Source organism: Paracoccus aeridis (genome assembly GCF_004923205.2).
GTDB classification, from domain to species: domain Bacteria; phylum Pseudomonadota; class Alphaproteobacteria; order Rhodobacterales; family Rhodobacteraceae; genus Paracoccus; species Paracoccus aeridis.
In genome coordinates this window covers 88,919-109,525 of record NZ_SELD02000018.1, presented here as the reverse complement: position 1 = coordinate 109,525, position 20,607 = coordinate 88,919, and the positions used below count along the sequence as shown (strand labels likewise).

Genomic DNA, 20,607 nt, shown 5'->3' with positions numbered 1-20,607 from the left:
GATGAAACTTTCGAACTCCACCCTTGGCGGCCTGCCGGTCGCCGTCCCGTCCTACGACCGCGCCGCGCTGACCGGCGGGATCGTCCATTTCGGCCTCGGCAACTTCCACCGGGCGCACCAGGCGGTCTATCTCGACCGGCTGATGAACGCAGGCAAGGGGCACGACTTCGCCATCATCGGCGCGGGCGTGATGCCGTCCGATGCCCGGATGCGCGAGACGCTCATGGCGCAGGGCTGCCTTTACACCGTGGTCGAGCAATCGGCGGAACGGTCCGACGCGCGCGTGATCGGCGCGATGGTGGACTACCTGCCCGCCGCCGACGCCGCCGCAATCGTGGCGCGGCTGGCCGCGCCGGAAACGAAGATCGCCAGCCTGACGATCACCGAGGGCGGCTATTTCATCGACGCCAGCACGGGGCATTTCGACCCGGCGCATCCCGACATCGCCGCCGATGGCGCGAACCCCGATGCGCCGCGGACGGTGTTCGGGATGCTCGTCGCCGGTCTGCGGGCGCGGCGCGCGGCGGGGCTGCCGCCATTCACGGTCATGTCCTGCGACAACATCCCCCATAACGGAGTCGTCACGCGCGAGGCCGTCGTCGAGACCGCGCGCCTGTCGGACGCGGACCTCGCGGACTGGATCGCGGGGAACGTCGCCTTCCCGAACGGCATGGTGGACCGGATCACGCCCGCGACCAGCGACCGCGAGCGGGCCATGATCCGCGACGACTTCGGCGTGGACGACGCGAGCCCCGTCTTCGCCGAGGACTTCATCCAGTGGGTGCTGGAAGACAACTTCCCCGCCGGCCGCCCGCCGCTGGAGGATGCGGGGGTGGAGTTCGTCGCCGACGTGACCCCGTGGGAGATGATGAAGATCCGCATCCTCAACGGCGGCCACGCCACGCTGGCCTATCCGGCCGGTCTGATGGGCATCCACTTCGTCCACGAGGCGATGGAGGACGACCTCGTCCGCGCCTTCCTCGACAAGGTCGAGACGGAGGAGATCATCCCCGTCGTCCCCGAGGTCCCGAACACCGACCTGAACGCCTATTTCGAGAAGGTGAAGGAACGCTGCGCCAACCCCAAGATCGGCGACACGGTGCGGCGGCTCTGCCTCGACGGGTCCAACCGGCAGCCGAAGTTCATCATCCCGACGATCGCCGACCGCCTGAACCGGGGCCTGCCCGTGGATGGGCTGGCGCTCGAATCCGCGCTCTGGTGCCGCTACTGCGCGGGCACCGCCGACGACGGAAGCGCGATCGAACCCAATGATCCGAACTGGGACCGCCTGACGGCAGCTGCGCAGGCGGCGCGGACCGACCCGCAGGCGTGGCTCGGCATGACCGACATCTACGGCGCGACAGGGCAGGATGCGCGCTTCGCCGGGCCGTTCGCGCGCCGGCTTGCCATGCTGTGGGACCGCGGCACGGCGGCCACGCTGCGGGACTATCTGGGATCGTGACCGCGCTCATCTTCGATTGCGACGGGGTGCTGGTCGACAGCGAGCCGCTGTCGGTGGCCGAACTCGGCGCGCTGCTGCGCGGCGCGGGCGTCCCCGTCGAGGATGCCGACATCTTCGACCGCATGATCGGTCGTCCCCTGTCCGAGATCCTCGGCATCTACCAGGGCGAGCACGGGATCGACGTCACCTCGCAGCTCGACGCCTACCGGGCCAGCCTCGCCGCGCGGTTCCGGGCCGAGTTGCAGCCGATCCGGGGCATCGCCCGCGCGCTCGACCTGATGGACCACATGCCGCGCGCCTGCGCGTCGTCCTCGACCCTGCCGAGGCTTGAGCTGACGCTGAAGCTGACCGGTCTGTGGGACCGCTTCGCGCCGCATATCTATTCGGCGACGCAGGTGGCGCGCGGCAAGCCCGCGCCGGACCTGTTCCTGTTCGCCGCGGAACGGCTTGGCGTCGCACCCGCCGACTGCATCGTGATCGAGGACAGCGCCGCGGGCGTGCGCGCGGCGAAGGCGGCGGGGATGCGGGTGATCGGCCTTACCGCCGGCAGCCACGCGGTCCAGGCGCGGCTGGCCGAGCGGTTGCCTGCGCTCCACCCCGATGCCATCGTGGCGGACGCGGCCGAACTGCCCGCGACCATCGCGCGGCTGCTGGGGGACTAGGCGCATGTATCTGGGCATCGATCTGGGCACGTCCGGGGTGAAGGCGCTGCTGATGGACGATGGCGCGAACGTCGTCGCCTCGGCCACGGCGCCGCTGACCGTCTCGCGCCCGCGCCCCGGCTGGTCCGAGCAGGCCCCCGCCGACTGGATCGAGGCGACCCGCGCGGCGCTGGCCCAGCTGCGCGCGGGCCATGACCTTTCCGCCGTCCGGGGCATCGGCCTGTCGGGCCAGATGCACGGTGCGGTGACGGTGGACGCGGGCGACCAGGTGATCCGCCCCGCGATCCTGTGGAACGACGGCCGCAGCGCCGCGCAGGCCGCGCGGCTGGACGCGGACCCGCAATTCCGCGCGGTTTCGGGCAACATCGTCTTTCCCGGCTTCACCGCGCCGAAGCTGGTCTGGATGGCCGAGAACGAACCCGCTGCCTTTTCCCGCGTGGCCAGGGTGCTGCTGCCCAAGGACTACCTGCGGCTGTGGCTCACCGGCGGGCACGTGGCCGAGATGTCGGACGCCGCCGGCACCAGCTGGCTCGACACCGGCGCGCGGGCGTGGTCGGACGCGCTGCTTTCGGCGTCCGGCATGCGCCGCGACCAGATGCCGGACCTGGTCGAGGGGAACGCCCCGTCCGGCCAGCTGCGCGCTGGCCTGGCGCGGGAACTGGGCCTGCCCCCCGGCATCGTCGTCGCGGGCGGCGCGGGCGACAACGCCGCGACTGCCGTCGGCGCAGGCACCGTCGCCGAGGGGCAGGGGTTCGTGTCGCTCGGCACCTCGGGCGTGATCTTCGCCGCGACCGACCGCTACCTGCCGCGCCCGGAAAGCGCGGTCCACGCCTTCTGCCACGCGCTGCCCGGCATGTGGCACCAGATGAGCGTGATCCTGTCGGCCTCGGCCGCGGTCGAATGGCTCGCCTCGATCACCGGGGCGCGCGCGGCCGAGCTGACGGGCGGGCTGGGACCGTTGCAGGCGCCGGGCGAGGTCACGTTCCTGCCCTATCTCTCGGGCGAGCGGACGCCGCACAACGACGCGACGGCGCGCGCGCGGTTCGAGGGGCTGTCCGCCTCGACCGACCGGGCCGCGCTGACGCGCGCGGTGCTCGAAGGGGTGGCCTTCGCGCTGGCCGACTGCATGGACGCGCTGAGGGCGGCGGGGTCGGACCCGCAGGCGCTGCTGGCGCTCGGGGGCGGGGCGCGCTCGGACTACTGGCTCGGCGCGATCGCGACCGCCCTGGGGCTGCCGGTGCTGGTGCCCGAGGCGGGCGACTTCGGCGCCGCCTTCGGTGCCGCGCGGCTGGGGATGATGGCGGCGACCGGCGCGGACCCGGCGCAGGTCTGCACGCCACCCCGCATCGCGGCCGAGATCGCGCCCGACCCGGCCCTGGCCGCGGCGTTCGCGGACCGGCTGGCGCTGTTCAGGTCGCTGTATCGGGGCTGAGCGGCCGACGGCGGTCAGTCGTCGGCGGATCCCGCCGCGTTCCAGTAGGCGGCGAGATGGGTCCGCGACTTTGGCACCGCGAGGGTGTCGAGGATCGCGCGCCTCAGGGGCGCCAGCCGCGGCTTTTCCGTCGCGAACCAGTAGTGGTCGGCTGGCGGCGCCGTCGCGATCTCGGCGGCGACGGCGGCCTCGGCGCGGGGACGATGGCTGGTCACGAGGCCGGGATGGGCCGGAAACGGGTAATCCGCCCGGTCGCCGAACAGCTGCGCCGTGATCCGCGCATGGGCTGCTTGCGCCGCGATGATGCGGGCGAGCGCGGGGTAGGCGGTCTCGTCCCCGCCGATCGACAGGGTCGCCGCGCGCGGGATGCCGCCGCCTCCCGGGCCGGTCAGACCCACCTCGGCCCCCGGAGGCGTGCGTTGGGCGAAGTCGCAGGTCCGTCCGCCCGCGTGGATGAAGATGTCGGTTTCCAGCCAGCCGGCGTCCGGGTCGATGGCGCTGACCGTGTAGGCCGGGCGGTGCAGGCCGGGGGGCCATTCCGTCCGCCCGTCGGCCCCGACCCGCGGCCAGCGGGCGGGCGTGTCGGCCGCGCCGGGCAGGACGAAGCGGAAATGGATCATGTCGCGGTCCAGCCGGGCAAGGTTCGCGCCTTCCAGCCTGACCCGCAGGAAGTCGCCCGACAGCCGGGTCACGCGGACCATGCGGGCAAGGCTGAAGTTCGGCGGCAGCCTGTGGGCGGCCCGCGCCCCGGACCATTGCAGCGCGGCCGTGCCGGGCAGGTGATGGGCCAGGTGCTCGTCAACGGTTTCGCCGATCGCGTGCAGCCAGTCGGGCCCCTGCGCGTGGACCAGCAGGACGCAACCCGACCCGTCGGGGCGGATGCCCAGTTCGCCCCCTTCGACCTCGGCCCAGACCGAGCCGTCCGGGGCAGTGCCCAGCGCAAGGTCGTGCTCCTCGGCCTCGTGGCGCAGCAGCGCCTCGAACGCGGCGAAGGGGATGGCGGACCGGGCCTCAGACCGGCAGGGGTGCAGCGATGTCTCGATCATGCGGCGTGCCCTGCAAGCCTTGCGTGCGCGACCGGCAGGACCAGCGCCATCAGCCCGGCGGCGCCCGCGCACAGCGTGAACAGCGCGCCGAAGCCCCAAGCCTCGGCCACGATCCCGGCTGCGACGCCAAGCCCCATGCTGATCGCGCCGTCGAGGCACTGGAACAGCGTGAAGTCCACGCCCCCCTGCGCCGGGTCGGCCCAGTCCATGAACTGCGCGTAAAGTGCGGTGAAGCCGATCGCCATCACCGCCGACCCGGCCAGCAGCGCCGACCCGACCAGGACCGGGCGCGGCAGGTCGATGCCCCCGGCGCTCAGCGCCATCACGCCCAGCAGCAGCGCCTGCAGCGCCAGCGCGACCCGCAGCGTGGCGGCGATCCCGATCGTGCGGACCAGCGCGCCGCCTGCGACCGCGCCGGCAAGCCCCAGCCCAAGGCTCGCGCCGCCCGCCAGCAGCCCCACCGTGGCCAGCGGCAGGCCGAGGTCGATGAGGTAGGGGCCGAACATTCCCATCGCGGCCTTCTGCGCGACGACGAAAGCGGCGGTCAGGACGAGCCCGCGCCGGATTTCCGGCCGCGACCAGGCGCGGCGCAGGCTCGGCCGCGCCACGGCGGCGGGCGCGGGGGTGGCGTCGCGGCTGACGGCGATGAACGCACCCAGCAGCACTGCCACCAGCGCCGCCATGGCCAGCGTTCCCGCCGTCCAGCCCCAGCGCGCGACCATGACGACGAACAGCCCGCCGCCGATGGCCGAGCCGACATAGGCCCCGCCCACCTGCGCGGCGTTGCCCCAGCCCAGCGAGCGGCCCTCCAGCGCGCCGACCGCATGGCCGTCCACCGCGATGTCCACGGTTGCGGTTGCGAAGGCCACGACCAGCAGCGCCGCGAGCACGGGCAGCAGCGGGTGCAGCGGCAGAAGCCCGGTCACGACCAGCCCCGCGACGGCGGCGGCGCCGCCGGTCGTCACGACGGCCGCCGTGCGGACGGCGCGGCCGGGCGGCACGCGCGCGGCCTCGACCCACGGGCTCCACAGGAACTTGACCGCCCAGGGCAGGATCAGAAGCGACAGCAGGCCGATCCGGTCCAGCGGCAGGCCCCGGTCGCGCAGCACCGCCGGCAGGCCGCCCCATGTCAGCCCGCCGATAACGCTTTGCGCCGCGTAGGCGGCCCAGAGACCCCCCAGCAACCTGCCCTGGCCCGCCTGTCCCATCCGTCAGAACCGCTTGCGCAGGCTGGCGGTCCAGGTGCGGCCCTCGTCGCGATAGCAGAAGGCCGAGGTGCAGGTCTGCTTCTCGCTGTCGAAGACGTTCTTGACGTTCAGCTGCGCCTGCACGCCCGGCGCCTGCGGCACGTCCCAGGTCGCGGCCAGGTCCACGAACACGCGATCGTCGTTCCGGATCGTGTTCAGGTCGTCGCCGTAGCTCTCGCCGACATAGCGGATGCCCGCGCCCAGCCCCAGACCCGCGGCCCGGCCATCCTTGAAGTCGTACTTGCCCCACAGCGACAGCACGTCGTTGGGCGTGCCGGAAAGCTCGTTGCCGTCGGTGCCGGCGGCGCCTTCCTCGATCTTCAGGCGCATGTGGGTGTAGCTCGCGACGGTGGACCAGCCATTGTCCCACGACGCGGCCGCTTCCAGCTCGATCCCCCGGCTGTTCAGGTCCAGCTGGCGCTGCTTGTTGGGCCCGGTCGAGGCGTCGTAGACCACGCCGTCGCGCTGGTCGATGTCGAAGAGCGAGGCGGTGACCAGCAGGTTGGTGTCGTCGGGGGCGTATTTCAGGCCGATCTCGCACTGGGTGGACCGGGTCGGGTTGGCGGGGCGGGTCACGTCGGTCGTCACGTCGTCATAGACGACGCCGATGTTGGGCGCGAAGGACGTGGACAGGTTGCCATAGGCGACCAGTCCCGAATCCCAGCGGTAGCTGGCGCCGATCCGCCCGGACCGGCCGCTGTCGTCCTGGGTGGTGCGCGTGCGGTCAGACGCGATCGAGGTCGTGTCCACCCTGTCGAAGCGGACGCTCGCAAAGCCGCTGAGCCGGCCCCAGCTCATCTGGTCGTGCAGGTAGATGCCCTTCTGCACGGTGTCCTGCCCGTTGGCGAACGGCACGTCCTGCGCGTCTGCGGAGGCGGCAGAGACGTAGTCCAGAAGGCTCCGCGCCTCGTAGTCGGCACGGGTCACGTCGATGCCCGCCAGCACCTCGTGCGTGACCGCGCCGGTCTGGCCGTTCCACTGCAGCGCGGTGTCGACAGACGTGCTGTCCACCTCTTCGAGGTAGTGGCCCCAGTAGCGCGCGAGCGTCGCCCCGGCCGGGTAGTGGCCGCTGTATTCAAGGTCCGCGTCCACATGCGTGATCCGCGCGTTCTGGCGCAGGGTGATCGCGTCGGTCAGGCGATGCTCGACCTCGTAGCCAAGGCGCCACTGCTGCTGGCGGAAGTCGTTGTAGTCCGGGTCGCCCTCATACAGGTCCGAGACCTCGCCCAGCGCCGGGTTGAAGAACGCCGCCGTGCCGCCGGTCAGCGTCTCCGACAGTTCCGCCAGCACCGTCACCTTCGTCACGCCATCGTCGTAGCGGAGCGCCGGGGCGAGGTAGGTCTTGTCGTCGGCGTAGCCGGGCAGATCGGTGTTGGCGTTCCGGTGCAGCGCGGTCAGCCGGTAGCTGAAGCGGTCGTCCCGCATCGGCCCCGACAGGTCGAAGGCCAGCTGCGCGCGGTCGTTGGCGCCGGTCGCGGCCTCGATCTCGCGGTAGGGCCTGTCCAGCGGCCGCTTGGTCACGATGTTGACGATCCCGCCCGGGCCGCTCACGCCATAGAGCGACGAGGCCGGACCCTTGAGGATCGCGATCCCCTCGGTCCCGTAGGGCTCGGCCTTGTAGATCGCGGTGGGCGAGTTGAAGACGCGCAGCCCGTCGCGGAAGACGCCGTTGTAGTAGGCCGGGAAGCCGCGCAGCGTGAAGGCGTCGAAGCGGGTGTCGAAGCCGTAGTTGTTGGAGTTGGCGCTGGCGGTGTAGTTCAGCGTCTCGTTCAGCGTGCGCGGGCGCTGGTCCTCGATCTGGTCCTGCGTGACGACCGTCACCGCCTGCGGGATCTCGGCCACCGGCGTGTCCAGCTTGGTCGCCTGCCGCGACACGGTCGCGACATAGCCCGACTGGGTCAGCGTGTCGTCGCTTTCCGCCTCCAGCACGACGGTGTCGAGCACGATGCTGTCCTGCGCGGACGCGGGCATGGCGACGCTCGCCATCAGCAGGAAGGGAAGGGAGCGGCGCATTCTTGACCTTTCAAGCCTGTCGGACGATGCCCCGGAGACCGCGCCGCCCCGCCTCGCATGGCCCGGCTGGGCTGAGAGGGGGCAGACGACACCGGGCAGCGCGATGGTGATCCGCCGCGACGTGACGCCGGACGTTTTCGATTTCCACGGGCGCTGGCGGCGGCTGGCGCGATGCGTGCTGGATATTAATCTTGATTGTTTGAGTCAATGATCCTGTTCATGGCGCTGTGGCGCGCGCTGCCGGGACAGGTTCAGACCGCAGGCAGCAGCTCCGCCGCGTCGGGGACGGGCCGCGCATGAAAGTCCGCCACGCGGGTGAGCGCGTGCCGCAGTTGCCGCTGATAGGCGTGGCGCGTGATCTCGACCCCGCCCATGCTGGCGAGGTGCGGGGTCAGGAACTGGCTGTCGAACAGGGTGAAGCCGCAGTCGGCGAGGTGCCGGGACAGCCAGACCAGCGCCATCTTGGACCCGTCGGTCCGGCGCGAGAACATGCTTTCGCCGAAGAACGCGGTCCCCAGCGACACGCCGAACACGCCCCCGGCAAGCTGCCCCTCGTGCAACACCGCCAGCGCGTGCGCGTGCCCCGATGCGTGAAGCTGCGCGTAAAGGCGGGTCAGCGGCGCGTTGATCCAGGTCTCGTCCCGATCGGCGCAGGCGGCCACGATCGCCGAGAAATCGCCGCCGATTTCGGCCCGCCATCCGCCGCGGCGCAGGTTGCGCCTGAGAGAGCGCGAGGCATGCACGCCGCCCACCGGCAGGACGCCGCGGCGGGGCGGGTCGTACCAGTGCAGTTGCGGGTCGTCCGCCGCCCGGGCCATCGGGAAGATGCCGTTCGCGTAGCTCGCCAGGAGTTGTTCGGCCGAAAGCATGCGCGGAGGCGTTCCTTTACCAGCAAGCGCCCGCGGCGCGCGTCGTCCCCGGACCCGGCTCAGCCGTGCGTGCTGATCCACCAGGTCGTGCCGTTCCCGTCCGAGATGCCGCCGCGCATGTCTCCGTCGGGGCCGCGCCCGGGTTCCTGGACGACCGTCCCCCCGGCCGCCCGCGCGCGGTCGAACGTGGCGACCGCATCCGGGACATAGACGTGGACGTTGATGTCGGACGCATCGGCCGCGCCGCCGCCCGGCGCCTCGCCCAGCATCACCACCGTGTCGTCGATCCACGCCTCGGCGTGCATGGTGCCGCCGCCCTCGCGCGGGATGACCTGGATGCGGCGGGCGTCGAAAACCGCCTCCATGAACGCAAGGGCCCGCTCGGCATCCTGCACGATCAGGTAGGGACTGACGCTGCTGTAGCCTTCGGCCTTCCACGACATGGCCGGACCTCCGTCAGGGCGGTTGCACCTGCCGGGAAGCGTAGAACGCAGCCCGCCCCGTGCGCAACCCGTCCGCCGGCGCGGGCTTGCGTCGGGCCGGAAAGCGCCGGCGCCGGCCGTCAGCGGTAGTGCCGTTCCAGCCAGCGTTCCAGCCAGTGGATCGAATAGTTGCCGCTCTGGATGTCCGGATCCTTCAGCAGTTCCCGGAACAGCGGCACGGTCGTGTCCACCCCGTCCACGATCAGCTCGCTCAGCGCGCGGTTCAGCCGCGCCAGCGCCTCGGGCCGGTCGCGCCCGTGGACGATCAGCTTGCCGATCAGCGAGTCGTAGTACGGCGGGATGCTGTAGCCGTCGTAGATCGCGGAATCGACGCGGACGCCAAGCCCGCCGGGCGCGTGGTACTGCGTGACCCGGCCGGGGCAGGGGGCGAAGTCGGGGACGCGCTCGGCGTTGATCCGCACCTCGATCGCGTGGCCACGGATCGACAGGTCCTCCTGGCGCAGCGTCATCTCGTTCCCGGCCGCGACGCAGATCTGCTCGCGCACAAGGTCGACGCCGAAGATCGCCTCGGTCACCGGGTGTTCCACCTGCAGGCGGGTGTTCATCTCGATGAAATAGAACTCGCCGTCCTCGTACAGGAACTCGATCGTGCCCGCGCCGGCATAGCCGAGCTGCGCCATCGCGTCGGCGCAGACCTTGCCGATGCGCGCGCGCTCCTCGGCGGTGATGGCGGGGCCGGGCGCTTCCTCCAGCACCTTCTGGTGGCGCCGCTGCAGCGAGCAGTCGCGCTCGCCCAAGTGGACCGCGCGGCCGCGCCCGTCGCCGAAGACCTGGATCTCGATATGGCGGGGCTTCTGCAGGTATTTCTCGATATAGACGTCGGGGTTGCCGAAGGCGGCCTTCGCTTCGGTCCGCGCGGTGCGGAAGGCGACTTCCAGCGCGCCGTCGTCGTGGGCGACCTTCATGCCGCGGCCGCCGCCGCCTGCGGTGGCCTTGATGATGACGGGATAGCCGATCCCGGCCGCGACCTGGCGGGCGGTTTCCACGTCTGCGACCCCGCCTTCGGACCCCGGCACGACCGGGATGCCCAGCTGCGCGGCGGTTTCCTTGGCGGTGATCTTGTCGCCCATGATGCGGATATGTTCCGCCCGCGGGCCGATGAAGGTCAGGCCGTGATCCTCGACCATCTGCACGAAGGTCGCGTTTTCCGACAGGAAGCCGTAGCCGGGATGGATCGCCTGCGCGCCCGTGATCTCGCACGCCGAGATGATCGCGGGCATCGACAGGTAGGACGAGGCCGAGGGCGGCGGGCCGATGCAAACGGATTCGTCGGCCATGCGGACGTGCATGGCGTCGGCGTCGGCGGTGGAGTGGACCGCGACCGAGGCGATCCCCATCTCGCGGCAGGCCCGGATGACGCGAAGCGCGATTTCGCCGCGGTTGGCGATCAGGATCTTGTCGAACATCTTATTCGATGACCATCAGCGGCGTGCCGAACTCCACCGGTGTGCCGTCGTCGACGAGGATCCGGCGCACCGTGCCCGCGCGCGGGGCGGGGATGTGGTTCATGGTCTTCATCGCCTCGACGATCAGCAGCGTGTCCCCTTCGGCGACCTGCTGGCCCAGCGTGGCGAAGGGCGCGGCGCCGGGTTCGGCGGCAAGGTAGACCGTGCCGACCATGGGCGATGTCACCGCGCCGGGCAGCACGGCGGGATCGCCGCTGGCCGCGGGGGCGGCGCCGCCGGCGGCCGCCGGGGCGGGCGCGCCCGGGATCGCGGCCGGGCCGGGCGGGGCGGCATAGGCGGGGGCGGGGGCGTAGGCGGGCGCGTTCGACTGCATCACGACCTGCTGCGGGCCCTGCTTGGACAGCTGCACGGTCAGCCGGTCGCTTTCGCCGTATTCGCGCTCGACCGACAGTTCCGTCAGATCGTTGCGGTTCAGAAGCTCGGCGAGGGCCTGGATGAAGGCCACGTCACCTTCGTGGTTCTTGTCTTTGTCGGTCATTCGGTCTCTGCCCTGTGCCGTACTGATGTGTCGTTCTGACGTGCCGTTCTGAGGCTGCGGCGCTGGCGCGCTTATAGACGCTTGTCGGAGTCAATGGAAACCGTTTCGGACCCGCCCGCCGGCACGCCCGATCCGGATATCGGCAAGCCCGGCCCGGACATCGGCAGGTCGGGATCGTCGCCGGGCCCGGCCTTGCGGCGCCTGGGCTTCCAGCGGCGGTGGATCCAGAACCACTGGTCCATGTGCGCCCGCACCACCCGTTCCAGGTCGTCGTTCAGGGCCTGCATCATCGCCTCGGGCTCGCCCGGCGGGACGGGCTCGCCCACCTGCACGGCGAAGCGAAGCCCGTCGGGCTGGCGGATCGCCGCAATCGGGATCAGCGCGGCGTCGTAGCGCAGCGCGAGCTCGGCGGGCGTCAGCACGGTCTCGCTCGGCAGGCCGAAGAACCGCAGCGTGCGTCCGTGCCGGTCGAACTGGTCGAAGCCGAGGCACAGGATCCCGCCGCCGCGCAGGAACCGGATCATCGCCGACAGCCCGGCGCGCCCGCGCGGGAACAGCGGCTCGGCGATCGACGTCATGGCCGGGATGTAGTGGCGGTTGAAGGCGCGGTTGTTCATCGGCCGGTAAAGCCCGCCGACCGTCCAGCCCCGCGCGCCGAGCGCCGCGCGCGCCGCGTCGTAGTTGCCGAAATGCGCGCAGGCGAGGATCACCGGCCGTCCGGCCGCGACCGCCTGTTCCAGCGCCGGAAGGCCCGGTCCGGTCAGCGGGTCGGCGGCGGCGACGCGGGCCGCGAACTCGGGCCCCGAGTAGATCTCCATGATCGACCGCCCGGCGTTGTCGGGGACGGCGTAGGTCAGGCGCCGCACCTCGGCCGGGTCGAGGTCGGGGCGGGCGAGCGCGAGGTTGTCGCGGATGCGCCGCCGCCATCCGGCCAGCGGCGCGGCGAGATGGGCGAAGGCCCAGCCCATCGCGGGGATCCGGCGGCGGTAGGGCAGGAGCCGCAGCACCCGGATCAGGCCGATGAAGGCGGCGCTGGTCAGGCGGTCGGTCAGGGGCACCGGGTCCGGCCGCGCCGCCGATTGTGCCGCTGGCCGCGCCATCAGGGGGCGAAGCCGTCGGGACCGGCGGCGTCCACCTGCGCCGCGCGCGACCGCGCCTCGCGCTGGGCGGACCGCGCGGCCTGCGCCTCGCGCGCCCAGACATACAGGCCGGCCGCCACGATGATCGCCGCGCCGACGAAGGTCCAGAGGTCGGGTACGACGCCGAAGAACAGCCAGCCCCACAGCCCCGCCCAGATCAGCCCGGTATAGCCGAACGGCGCGACCGCCGCCGCCTCGGCCAGCGAGAAGGCGCGGATCAGCAGCGCCTGCGCCATCGTGCCCAGAACGCCCATCACCACGAAGGCCCAGAGGTCGCCCGTCTGGATCGGCTGCCACACGAAGGGCGCGACCAGCGACGCGCCGATCGTGGCTACGCCGGTGGACCACAGGATCGACGTCGCGGTGCTGTCGCCCCGGACCATCCGCGTCATCACGGCGCCCGCGGCGTAGCTGACCGCCCCGATCAGCGGCAGGACCGCGGCCGGGTGCAGCACGCCCGCGCCGGGGCGGATGATGATGAGCGCGCCCGCCAGCGCGACCGCGATCCCGATGATCCGGCGGATGCCGATGCGCTCACCCAGGAACAGCGCCGCCCCCAGCGTGATGAGGACCGGGTTGATGTCCATGATCGCGGTCGCCTCGGCCAGGCCGATGAACTGCAGCGCGGTGAAGAAGCAGGCGATCGAGCCGAGCTGCGTCAGCCCGCGCCCGACCTGAAGCGCGGGCGAGCGCGACCGGATCACCTGCCCGAGCCGGGGGGCGAGGATCACGAGCACGATCACGAGGTTCAGCGCCATGCGCGCCCAGATGATCTGCCCGGGATGGTAGCGTTCGGTGAGGTGCTTGCCCGTCGCGTCCATCAGCGTGAACAGCAGGACCGAGACCAGCAGCAGAAGGATGCCGGTGGTCTGGGTGTCGCGCGGGCGCGCCGAGGCGGGCAGGCGCGCGCCGTCCGCCTCGCGTCCCATCAGGGCCATGGCGCGGGGCAGCGGGCGCATCAGCGCCGGCCTCGGCGCGCGGCCTTGCGCTGATCGTCGGGGCCGGACGCTCCGCGGGGGATACTTGGGGACAGAAGATCGGTGGGCGCGCCCGGGGGGGTCACAGCAGGGCCTTGACCTTGGCCACCGTGTCCTCGGGCGTGATGCCGAATTCCCTGTAGAGCCGCTCGGCCGGGGCGGACGCGCCGAAGCCGGTCATGCCGACGAAGTCGCAGCGCTTCCAGTCGCCGCGCTCGCCCATGAGCAGCCAGTCCCACGGCTGGCGCACCGCCGCCTCGATCGCGACGCGGACCGGACCTTCGGGCAGGATCTCGGCGCGGTAGGCTTCGTCCTGGTCGCGGAACAGTTCCATGCAGGGGACCGAGACGACCCGGGTGGGAACGCCGTCCGCTTCCAGCTGCTCGGCGGCTTTGACCGCGATCTCGACCTCGGAGCCCGAGGCCATGAGGATCGCGCGGGCGTCGGCCGAGGCCTCGCGCAGGATGTAGGCGCCGCGGGCGGTCAGGTTCTCGTCGCTGTGGGTGGTCCGCACGGTGGCGAGGTTCTGGCGCGACAGGGCCAGGACGGAAGGCGTGCTGTCGGTCGTCAGCGCGAGTTCCCAGGCCTCTGCCGTTTCCACCACGTCGGCGGGGCGGAAGGTCCAGGTGTTGGGCGTGGCGCGCAGCATCGCCAGATGCTCGACCGGCTGGTGGGTCGGGCCGTCCTCGCCAAGCCCGATGGAATCATGCGTCATCACGTAGACGACCGGCGCGCCCATCAGCGCCGACAGCCGCATCGCGCCGCGGGCGTAGTCCGTAAAGGCAAGGAAGGTGCCGCCATACGGCCGGAAGCCGCCGTGCAGCGCCAGCCCGTTCATCGCCGCCGCCATCCCGTGTTCGCGGATGCCGTAGTGGATGTAGCGGCCCAGCCGGTTCTCGGCCGAGAACACGCCAAGGTCCTTTGTGCGGGTGTTGTTCGACCCGGTGAGGTCGGCCGAGCCGCCGAGGGTTTCGGGCAGGATCGGGTTCACGACCTCGAGCACCAGCTCGGACGCCTTGCGGGTCGCGACCTTGGGCCGGTCGGCGCTGGCCTTGCGCTTCAGCTCCGCGATCGCGGGGGCGAGCCTATCCGACGGCTCGCCCGAGACGCGGGCGGCAAAGGCGTTGCGCCTGTCCTCGTCAAGGCCGTCGACGCGGGCGGCCCACGCCTCGCGGTCGGCCGCGCCGCGGCGGCCGAGTTCGCGCCAGCGCGCCACCAGTTCGTCCGGCAGCTCGAAATCGCCGTGGTCCCAGGCATAGGCGAGGCGGGTCGCCGCGATCTCCTCGATCCCCAGAGGCGAGCCGTGGACGCCCGAGGTGCCGCCCTTGGCGGCCGAGCCGAAGCCGATGATGGTCTTGCACGACACCAGCACCGGGCGGCCGTCGTCCTGCCGGGCCTGCGCCAGCGCGCGGTCGATGTCGGCCGGGTTGTGGCCGTCGCAGCTGAGCGTGCGCCAGCCCGACGCCTCGAACCGCTTCAGCTGGTCGGTCGAATCCGACAGCGACACCGCGCCGTCGATGGTGATGTCGTTGTTGTCCCAGAGCACGATCAGGCGGCCGAGCTTGAGATGCCCGGCAAGCGCGATCGCTTCCTGGCTGATCCCTTCCATCAGGCAGCCGTCCCCGGCGATGACCCAGGTGCGGTGGTCGCACAGGTCCGCGCCGAACTCGGCCCGCATCTTCTCCTCGGCCATCGCGAAGCCGACCGACGCGGCAAGACCCTGGCCCAGCGGCCCGGTGGTCGTCTCGACCCCCTCGGCGTGGCCGTATTCGGGGTGGCCGGCGGTCGCCGCGCCCCACTGGCGAAAGTTCCTGATCTGGTCCAGCGTCATCTGCTCGAACCCGGTCAGGTGCAGCAGCGAGTAGAGCAGCATCGACCCGTGGCCCGCCGACAGGATGAAGCGGTCGCGGTCGAACCAGTTGGGCGCGGCCGCGTCGAACTTCAGGTGCCGGCCCCACAGCACGGTCGCCACGTCCGCCATGCCCATCGGCATGCCCGGGTGGCCCGAGTTCGCGGCCTGCACGGCGTCCATCGACAGCACGCGGATCGCGCTGGCGAGGCTCCAGTGATCGGGGTCAGCCAGGCGGTGCGAGGTCAGATCCATGGCGGCGGTCCTTCATGCGCGGGGGTCGGCCCCTGATAGGCAGGGGGCGGCCCGGTTGCAAGCGGGCGCGCCGGTTGTGCCGCTGCCGCCCGCCGGCTAATCAGGGCCCGACACGTCATCGGGGCCACAGCATTGACCCAGGAACCGGCGATCATCGGATTCCGGCAGGACCGGGTGGGCGCGCGCATCACCGGGATCGTCAGCCTGATGCGGCTGGCCCATGCCTTCGGCGCGACGACGCGCTTCGCGTGGCTCGCGCAACCGGACGGCCCCTGGCCCGAGCTGTCCGACCCCACGGCCTTCTTCACGCCCGATTTCGTGGCCAGTCACATCGTGGTCGTGGACCGCGCGCCGCCGCTGGACGGCCGCCGCAGCCTGCACGCCGAATCCGCCCATCTGAACCGCGCGAACTTCGCGCGGGCGCTGGCGAACGGGGTCCGGTTCCACAGCGACGCGGCCTTCGCGGTGGCGACCTTCCAGGGCGAGCCCGCGGCGCAGGTCGAGGCCGAGGTGCGCGCCGTCGCGGCGCAGCTGCAGCTGGCCGCACCGCTGGCCCGCGCGCTCGACCGCATGGACGCGGCGATCCGGGCGATCGGCGGCGGCCCGGCCTCGGCCATCCACGTGCGGCGCGGCGACATCCTCGACAGCTTCCCGTGGTCATACAGCGCGTGGCCGGGCAAGTTCGTCCCCGACGAGTTCCTGCGCGCCTTCGCGGAAGGGCAGGACGGCGCGGTGATCGCGTTCTCGGACACGCCCGCCGCGGTCCTGCACCTCGCGCAGGGGAACGGGCGGATCATTCCGGTGGACCGGCTGCTGGCAGAGCACGCGCCGGACGTCGCCCGCGACAGCGCCGCGCGGGACGTGCTGGAGCTGATGCTGATGGCGCGCTGCGCGACGGTCGGCGCCCCGTCGCAGAGCGCCTTCTCGCAGGCGGCCAACGTCATCGGCGGGGTGCGGATCGTTCCGCTGCCCGCAGGCCTGCCGCGCGGCGTCGCGATTGCGTCGCACGACGCTTTGCTGGACCGCCTGATCGCGGCGCCCGGCAGCTTCTTCGCGCCGGGCGACATGGCGCAGTCGGTGGCCTACGCCGCGCCGCATGCCCGGTCGGTCGGCCGCGTGCCCGAACTGATCGCCGCCTTCGCGGACCGGCCCGGGATCATGGCGCGGTTCCCGTTCGTGCCGCGCCACCTCGCGGCCGCGGCCGAGGCTGCGGGGCTCGGCGAGGCCGCGGTCCATCTGGCAAGGCTGGCTCTGGGGCAGAAACTGCTGCGCGCGCGGGACCGGGTCTATTGCGACAGCATCGTGCTGCTGGCCGATGCGCGGCGCCGGGCCGCCGGCGATGCCGGGGCGATGCCTGAACCGACGCTGCATGCGCGCTTTGTCGAGCAGGCGTTAGAGGGTCGGTCGAACGACGGGCAGGCGGCGAAGGCGACGGCCTCGCTGATCCTGTCGCGGCCGGGCGTCGCGTCCGACCAGCTGATGTTCCCGCCGCGGCTGCACCAGATCCTGGCCCGGCACGCGGACGGATCGGACGGGCAGATGCCGCTTCACGCGTTCCTGTGCGACTGGGACGAGCTGGTGCAGGACGACAGCACCCGCGCCAGCCTGCGCCGCTGGCCGGTGCTGGATCTCAAGCTCGGACCCGCCCTGACGCCGCTGACCGTGTTCGAACAGGCGGTGGCCGCGGGCGTGGCCATGCCGCAACCCGACGAGGATGTAGCAATCCTGCTGGGGTTCGCGGCAAGCGTCCTGACGCTGCATGGCCGGCTCAGGCGGTCGTTCGCGGTGCTGGAGTGGCTGGACCGGGTGCGGCCGGGCCAGGCCATCACGGCCAAGCGGCTGGCCAACGCCTATTTCCAGAACGGCAACACGGGCGCCGCCTGGAAGCACATGGACCGGGCGATCGCAGCCGCGCCCGGCAATGCGCTTCTGCACCTTTCGGCGGCGGTGCGGGCGCAGGACGATGCCGAGCGGCGGCTGGCGCACCTGACCGCCGCGGCCGCGAACTGGCCCGAGCTGGCGCGCCCGGCGCGCGCCCTCGCACGGCTGAGGAACGCGGCGGCGAAGGACCGGAAAGCGGCCGGGAAAGCAACGGGGAAAGCGGCGGCGAAGGCGGCGGCGAAAACGGGCGGGCGGGCAGGCGGAGCCGCCTAGCCCCCGCGCGCCAGCGGGTGATGCTTCAGGACCAGATCGCGTTTCCGCTCGTCCAGGACGTGGGTGTAGATCTCGGTGGTGCCGAGGTCGGCGTGGCCCAGCAGGGTCTGGATCGACCGCAGGTCGGCGCCGCCTTCCAGCAGGTGGGTGGCGAAGGCGTGGCGGATGACATGCGGCGTCACCCGGTCGGGCGCGATCCCCGCCGCGACGGCGATCCTGCCCAGCAGCGCGTGGAACGCCTGCCGCGTCATGTGGCCCGCCGCGCCCTTCGCGGGGAACAGCCAGCGCGCGCCGTTCCCCCGCACGAGCCTGCCGAGCGCCGTGTCCGCCCCCGCGCCTTCGCGGTGCGATAGCCAGTCCCGCAGCGCAGCCCGCGCGGGGCGGGTCAGGGGGACCATGCGTTCCTTGCCGCCCTTGCCCCGGATCATCAGCAGCCGCGGATCGCCGCGGCAGGCATCGACGGGCAGGCCCACGAGCTCGCTGACCCTCATCCCGGTGGCGTAGAGCAGTTCCAGCGCGCAGACGGTGCGGGCGCGGTCGGGCGCGCCCGCGTCGACGGTCGCGGCCGCGTCCAGAAGCGCGGTCATCTCGGCCGGCGACAACGTGCGCGGCAGGCGCTGCGCGCGGCCCGGGCCGGCGATGCGGATCGCGGGGTCGTCGCCGCGCCATCCTTCGTCCAGCGCGAAGCGGAAAAGCTGGCGGATCGCGCTCAGCCGCCGGGCGCGGGTCGCGCGCGACAGCCCGATCGCGTCGCAGCGGGCCAGGTAGCGTTCGATGTCGTCGCGGCCGGTGGCGTCCAGCGCAATGTCATGGGCCGCCAGCCATCCGGCGAAGTCGCGTAGATCGCGGCCATAGGCGAGGATCGTGTTGCGCGCCGCCCCCGCCTCTGCCGCCTGCGCGTCGAGGAACGTGGCGATCCGGCGCAGGTCGGCAGATGGCGGGTCGGCGGACGGCGGGCCAGCAGATGGCGGGTCGGCCGGGGCTGCCCGCGCCGTCATTCCGCCGCCCGCGAGAGCTGCGGCAGGATCATCAGCTCGACCGCCGCCTGCCGCGCGGTCGCGGCGTAGCCCAGTTCCGAAAGCCGGCGCAGGCCGCGTGCGGCGCGGTCCACGTCGCCGTCGAGCCCCGCGTCCACGTCGGCCATGGCGGCGAGCGCCGGGAGCCCGGAACCGGGCTGCGGGGCCGCGCCCGCGAGTGCCGGATCGACCCCGGCGGCCAGCGCGGCTGCGCGGCCCTGCGGATCGTTGGGCGCCGGCCCCGCGTGGGCGGTGCCCGCCGCCACATCCACCAGCCAGCGCAGTTGCGGCAGCGTCCCTTCGGGCGCATCGACGGGCAGGCCCGCGAGCAGGCGCAGGGTCACGATCCCGTCGGCGCCATCGCCATCGGGCGGCGGCTCGGGCAGGCCCGTGGCTACCATCCGCGCCAGGTGCGGGGCGAGCCCCGCCTCGCCGAAGCGCGCGAGGGCGGGGGGAACGGCGGCGGCCACCGCCTCGATGTCGCCCGCGTTCATCGCGGCCGTCAGCGCCTGCAGCGCGGCCGCGCGGTCCCAGACGCCGCCGGATGCCGCCGGGCGCTGTTCGGTGTAGATCGCGGCGAGCTGCGCGGGCGGCAGGACGCCCGCGCGGCCCAGCCGCTCGGCCGCCTCCAGCCGCGCCTTCCAGCCGCCGTTCGGGCCCAGGTCCGACCACGCGAAGATCAGCGGCAGCGGCCCGGTCGCCAGCGGCTGCCCGACCGCCTCGTGCAGGTGAAAAACCAGCGGAGTCACCGTTTCGGGCGCGGGCAGCGTGTCCGCAACGTCGGAATAGCTGTCGTCGAGGAACCGCGCCAGCAGCGCCGCCGTGGCCGGATCGACCAGCCCCAGCGGCTCGGCCCCTTCCAGCGTCAGGGCGGCCCCGCCCCAGTCGCCGTTGAGCGCGAGGCAGTAGATCCGCATCGCCATGTCGCGGGCGAGGCCTGGCCGCCGGGCCAGCGCGCCGCAGGCACGCAGGTCCTCGCCCGTGAGCATGTCGAGGTCGAACATCCGGGCGAAGCGGCCGGCGTCGTCCGCGCCCGCGGATTGCAGCAGCGCACGGGCGAAGGGCAGGTTGCCCATCTGCAACAGCCGGTCCACGCGGGCAAGCAGAAGCGCGCCGTCCGGCAGGTCCTCGCGCGCGGGGACGGCAAGCTGCGCGGTCAGGAAGCGGTCGAACAGGTCCTGCGTGGCGGGCAGGCGGGGCGCGCTGCCCGCGATCGCCTGCGCGACCTCGGCCGCCGTCGCGCCGTCCCAGAGCGCCGCGGGCAACCCCGCCGAGCGGGCGGAGCGCAGGCCCGCCGCGTCGGCATCGGCCTGCCCCAGCCGGGTGACGGTGACGGGCGCCGCGCTGGCGTTGCCCGCGACGGGCGCGGTCGGAACGGGGGTTCCATCGGGGTTGAGCGCGGGCTTGCGGCTGTCCGGGCGCGCGGGCGGCGGCCGCCTTTGCGCCGCGTCCGGGGGCACGCCGTCCGAAGGCCGCCAACCGGACGACGTCCTGGGCGCGGGTGCCGTTCCGGCGACCCAGTCGTTGGCCGACAGCGGCGCCTGCGCCGCGCCGGGGCCTGCCGGCACGGTGCAGGCCATCAGGGCCAGCAGGGCGGCGCGGACGGTGCCGGCCCCGCGCCGGGCCGTGCCGTCAGTCGATGTCATCGGATGCCCCGGCCGGTGGCGCTTCGGTCCCGCCCGCTTCTTCTGCACCCGCATCCGCATCCGGTGCCGCGGGAACGGCGGGTGCGGTGACGGGCGCGTTCGGCTCGACCGCGGTGTCTGCGTCGGGATCCTGCAGTTGCAGTTCGACCGGGACCCGCATCTCGGTCGGGTCCGCCGCCATGTCGCCGAAGAAGGCGTACCCCGCGAGGCCCAGCAGCCCCAGTATCAGAAGGGTCGCCAAGACCCGCAAAAGCCGCATCTCTGTCGCCTCATGGTTGCTCTTTTTCCGGTCTGCCCGCCGGTTCGGCGCGATTATAGATGGAATTTCCGGAAAGATCACGCCATTCACGACAACCGGCAGGAAACGGCGGGCCTGCGGGGCCGGGGCATGGA

18 protein-coding genes are annotated in these 20,607 nt (G+C 72.5%); 5 read left to right on the top strand and 13 right to left on the bottom strand.

Annotated features, from left to right (window positions below; all coding sequences use genetic code 11):
* Position 1: 1 nt before the first annotated feature.
* The 3 genes from ELI80_RS07205 to xylB are packed head-to-tail and all read left to right on the top strand — an operon-like array spanning position 2 to position 3,556.
* Complete coding sequence (locus tag ELI80_RS07205; protein WP_136650435.1) at positions 2–1,462, top strand: mannitol dehydrogenase family protein; 1,461 nt, start codon at positions 2–4, stop codon at positions 1,460–1,462.
* A complete protein-coding gene (locus ELI80_RS07200) occupies positions 1,459–2,124 on the top strand; it encodes an HAD family hydrolase (protein ID WP_236641375.1) in 666 nt (221 codons plus the stop codon). Before ELI80_RS07205 ends, ELI80_RS07200 begins: the two co-directional genes overlap by 4 nt.
* A gap of 4 nt (positions 2,125–2,128) precedes the next feature.
* A complete protein-coding gene (gene xylB / locus ELI80_RS07195; protein ID WP_136650434.1) occupies positions 2,129–3,556 on the top strand; it encodes a xylulokinase in 1,428 nt (475 codons plus the stop codon).
* A gap of 14 nt (positions 3,557–3,570) precedes the next feature.
* Here the strand turns inward: xylB and ELI80_RS07190 are convergent, their stop codons facing one another.
* From ELI80_RS07190 to ELI80_RS07180, 3 genes are read right to left on the bottom strand one after another with little or no spacing between them, the layout of a single operon-like run.
* On the bottom strand, positions 3,571–4,602 hold the full coding sequence (locus ELI80_RS07190) for a siderophore-interacting protein (protein WP_136650433.1): 1,032 nt from the start codon (positions 4,600–4,602) through the stop codon (positions 3,571–3,573).
* On the bottom strand, positions 4,599–5,810 hold the full coding sequence (locus tag ELI80_RS07185) for an MFS transporter (RefSeq protein WP_136650432.1): 1,212 nt from the start codon (positions 5,808–5,810) through the stop codon (positions 4,599–4,601). The genes ELI80_RS07190 and ELI80_RS07185 overlap by 4 nt, the downstream gene beginning before the upstream one ends.
* 3 nt (positions 5,811–5,813) lie before the next feature.
* Complete coding sequence (locus ELI80_RS07180) at positions 5,814–7,862, bottom strand: TonB-dependent siderophore receptor (protein ID WP_136650431.1); 2,049 nt, start codon at positions 7,860–7,862, stop codon at positions 5,814–5,816.
* On the opposite strand from ELI80_RS07180, the gene ELI80_RS07175 reads away from it, so the two are divergent.
* On the top strand, positions 7,819–8,073 hold the full coding sequence (locus ELI80_RS07175; protein ID WP_136650430.1) for a hypothetical protein: 255 nt from the start codon (positions 7,819–7,821) through the stop codon (positions 8,071–8,073). The two genes, ELI80_RS07180 and ELI80_RS07175, sit on opposite strands and share 44 nt — an antisense overlap.
* 40 nt (positions 8,074–8,113) lie before the next feature.
* Here the strand turns inward: ELI80_RS07175 and aat are convergent, their stop codons facing one another.
* From aat to tkt, 7 genes are all read right to left on the bottom strand, one after another.
* A complete protein-coding gene (gene aat / locus ELI80_RS07170) occupies positions 8,114–8,731 on the bottom strand; it encodes a leucyl/phenylalanyl-tRNA--protein transferase (RefSeq protein ID WP_136650429.1) in 618 nt (205 codons plus the stop codon).
* 59 nt (positions 8,732–8,790) lie between these two features.
* Positions 8,791–9,174 carry a VOC family protein gene (locus ELI80_RS07165; protein ID WP_136650428.1) on the bottom strand — a complete coding sequence of 128 codons (384 nt, stop codon included), beginning with the start codon at positions 9,172–9,174 and terminating at the stop codon, positions 8,791–8,793.
* 119 nt (positions 9,175–9,293) lie between these two features.
* Positions 9,294–10,640: an acetyl-CoA carboxylase biotin carboxylase subunit gene (accC, locus tag ELI80_RS07160; protein ID WP_136650427.1), complete on the bottom strand. Its 1,347-nt coding sequence runs from the start codon at positions 10,638–10,640 to the stop codon at positions 9,294–9,296.
* Between the two features lies 1 nt (position 10,641).
* Entirely contained in the window at positions 10,642–11,178 is a 537-nt protein-coding gene (gene accB, locus ELI80_RS07155; RefSeq protein ID WP_136650426.1) for an acetyl-CoA carboxylase biotin carboxyl carrier protein, read from the bottom strand.
* Between the two features lie 71 nt (positions 11,179–11,249).
* On the bottom strand, positions 11,250–12,278 hold the full coding sequence (locus ELI80_RS07150; RefSeq protein WP_136650425.1) for a lysophospholipid acyltransferase family protein: 1,029 nt from the start codon (positions 12,276–12,278) through the stop codon (positions 11,250–11,252).
* Positions 12,278–13,276, bottom strand: coding sequence for a DMT family transporter (locus ELI80_RS07145; protein WP_236641374.1), 999 nt, complete (start codon positions 13,274–13,276; stop codon positions 12,278–12,280). The genes ELI80_RS07150 and ELI80_RS07145 overlap by 1 nt, the downstream gene beginning before the upstream one ends.
* Before the next feature lie 100 nt (positions 13,277–13,376).
* Entirely contained in the window at positions 13,377–15,398 is a 2,022-nt protein-coding gene (tkt, locus tag ELI80_RS07140) for a transketolase (RefSeq protein WP_136650424.1), read from the bottom strand.
* A gap of 132 nt (positions 15,399–15,530) precedes the next feature.
* On the opposite strand from tkt, the gene ELI80_RS07135 reads away from it, so the two are divergent.
* The gene (locus tag ELI80_RS07135) at positions 15,531–17,552 is read left to right on the top strand and encodes an O-fucosyltransferase family protein (protein WP_136650423.1); all 2,022 of its coding nucleotides are present in this window, start codon (positions 15,531–15,533) and stop codon (positions 17,550–17,552) included.
* Here the strand turns inward: ELI80_RS07135 and ELI80_RS07130 are convergent.
* The 3 genes from ELI80_RS07130 to ELI80_RS07120 are packed head-to-tail and all read right to left on the bottom strand — an operon-like array spanning position 17,549 to position 20,563.
* Positions 17,549–18,550 (bottom strand): site-specific tyrosine recombinase XerD, encoded by a 1,002-nt coding sequence (locus ELI80_RS07130; RefSeq protein ID WP_136650422.1) that lies wholly within the window; start codon positions 18,548–18,550, stop codon positions 17,549–17,551. The two genes, ELI80_RS07135 and ELI80_RS07130, sit on opposite strands and share 4 nt — an antisense overlap.
* Positions 18,547–20,214 (bottom strand): hypothetical protein, encoded by a 1,668-nt coding sequence (locus ELI80_RS07125; RefSeq protein ID WP_136650421.1) that lies wholly within the window; start codon positions 20,212–20,214, stop codon positions 18,547–18,549. Before ELI80_RS07125 ends, ELI80_RS07130 begins: the two co-directional genes overlap by 4 nt.
* Positions 20,201–20,563, bottom strand: coding sequence for a hypothetical protein (locus tag ELI80_RS07120; RefSeq protein WP_236641373.1), 363 nt, complete (start codon positions 20,561–20,563; stop codon positions 20,201–20,203). Before ELI80_RS07120 ends, ELI80_RS07125 begins: the two co-directional genes overlap by 14 nt.
* Between the last annotated feature and the right edge of the window lie 44 nt (positions 20,564–20,607).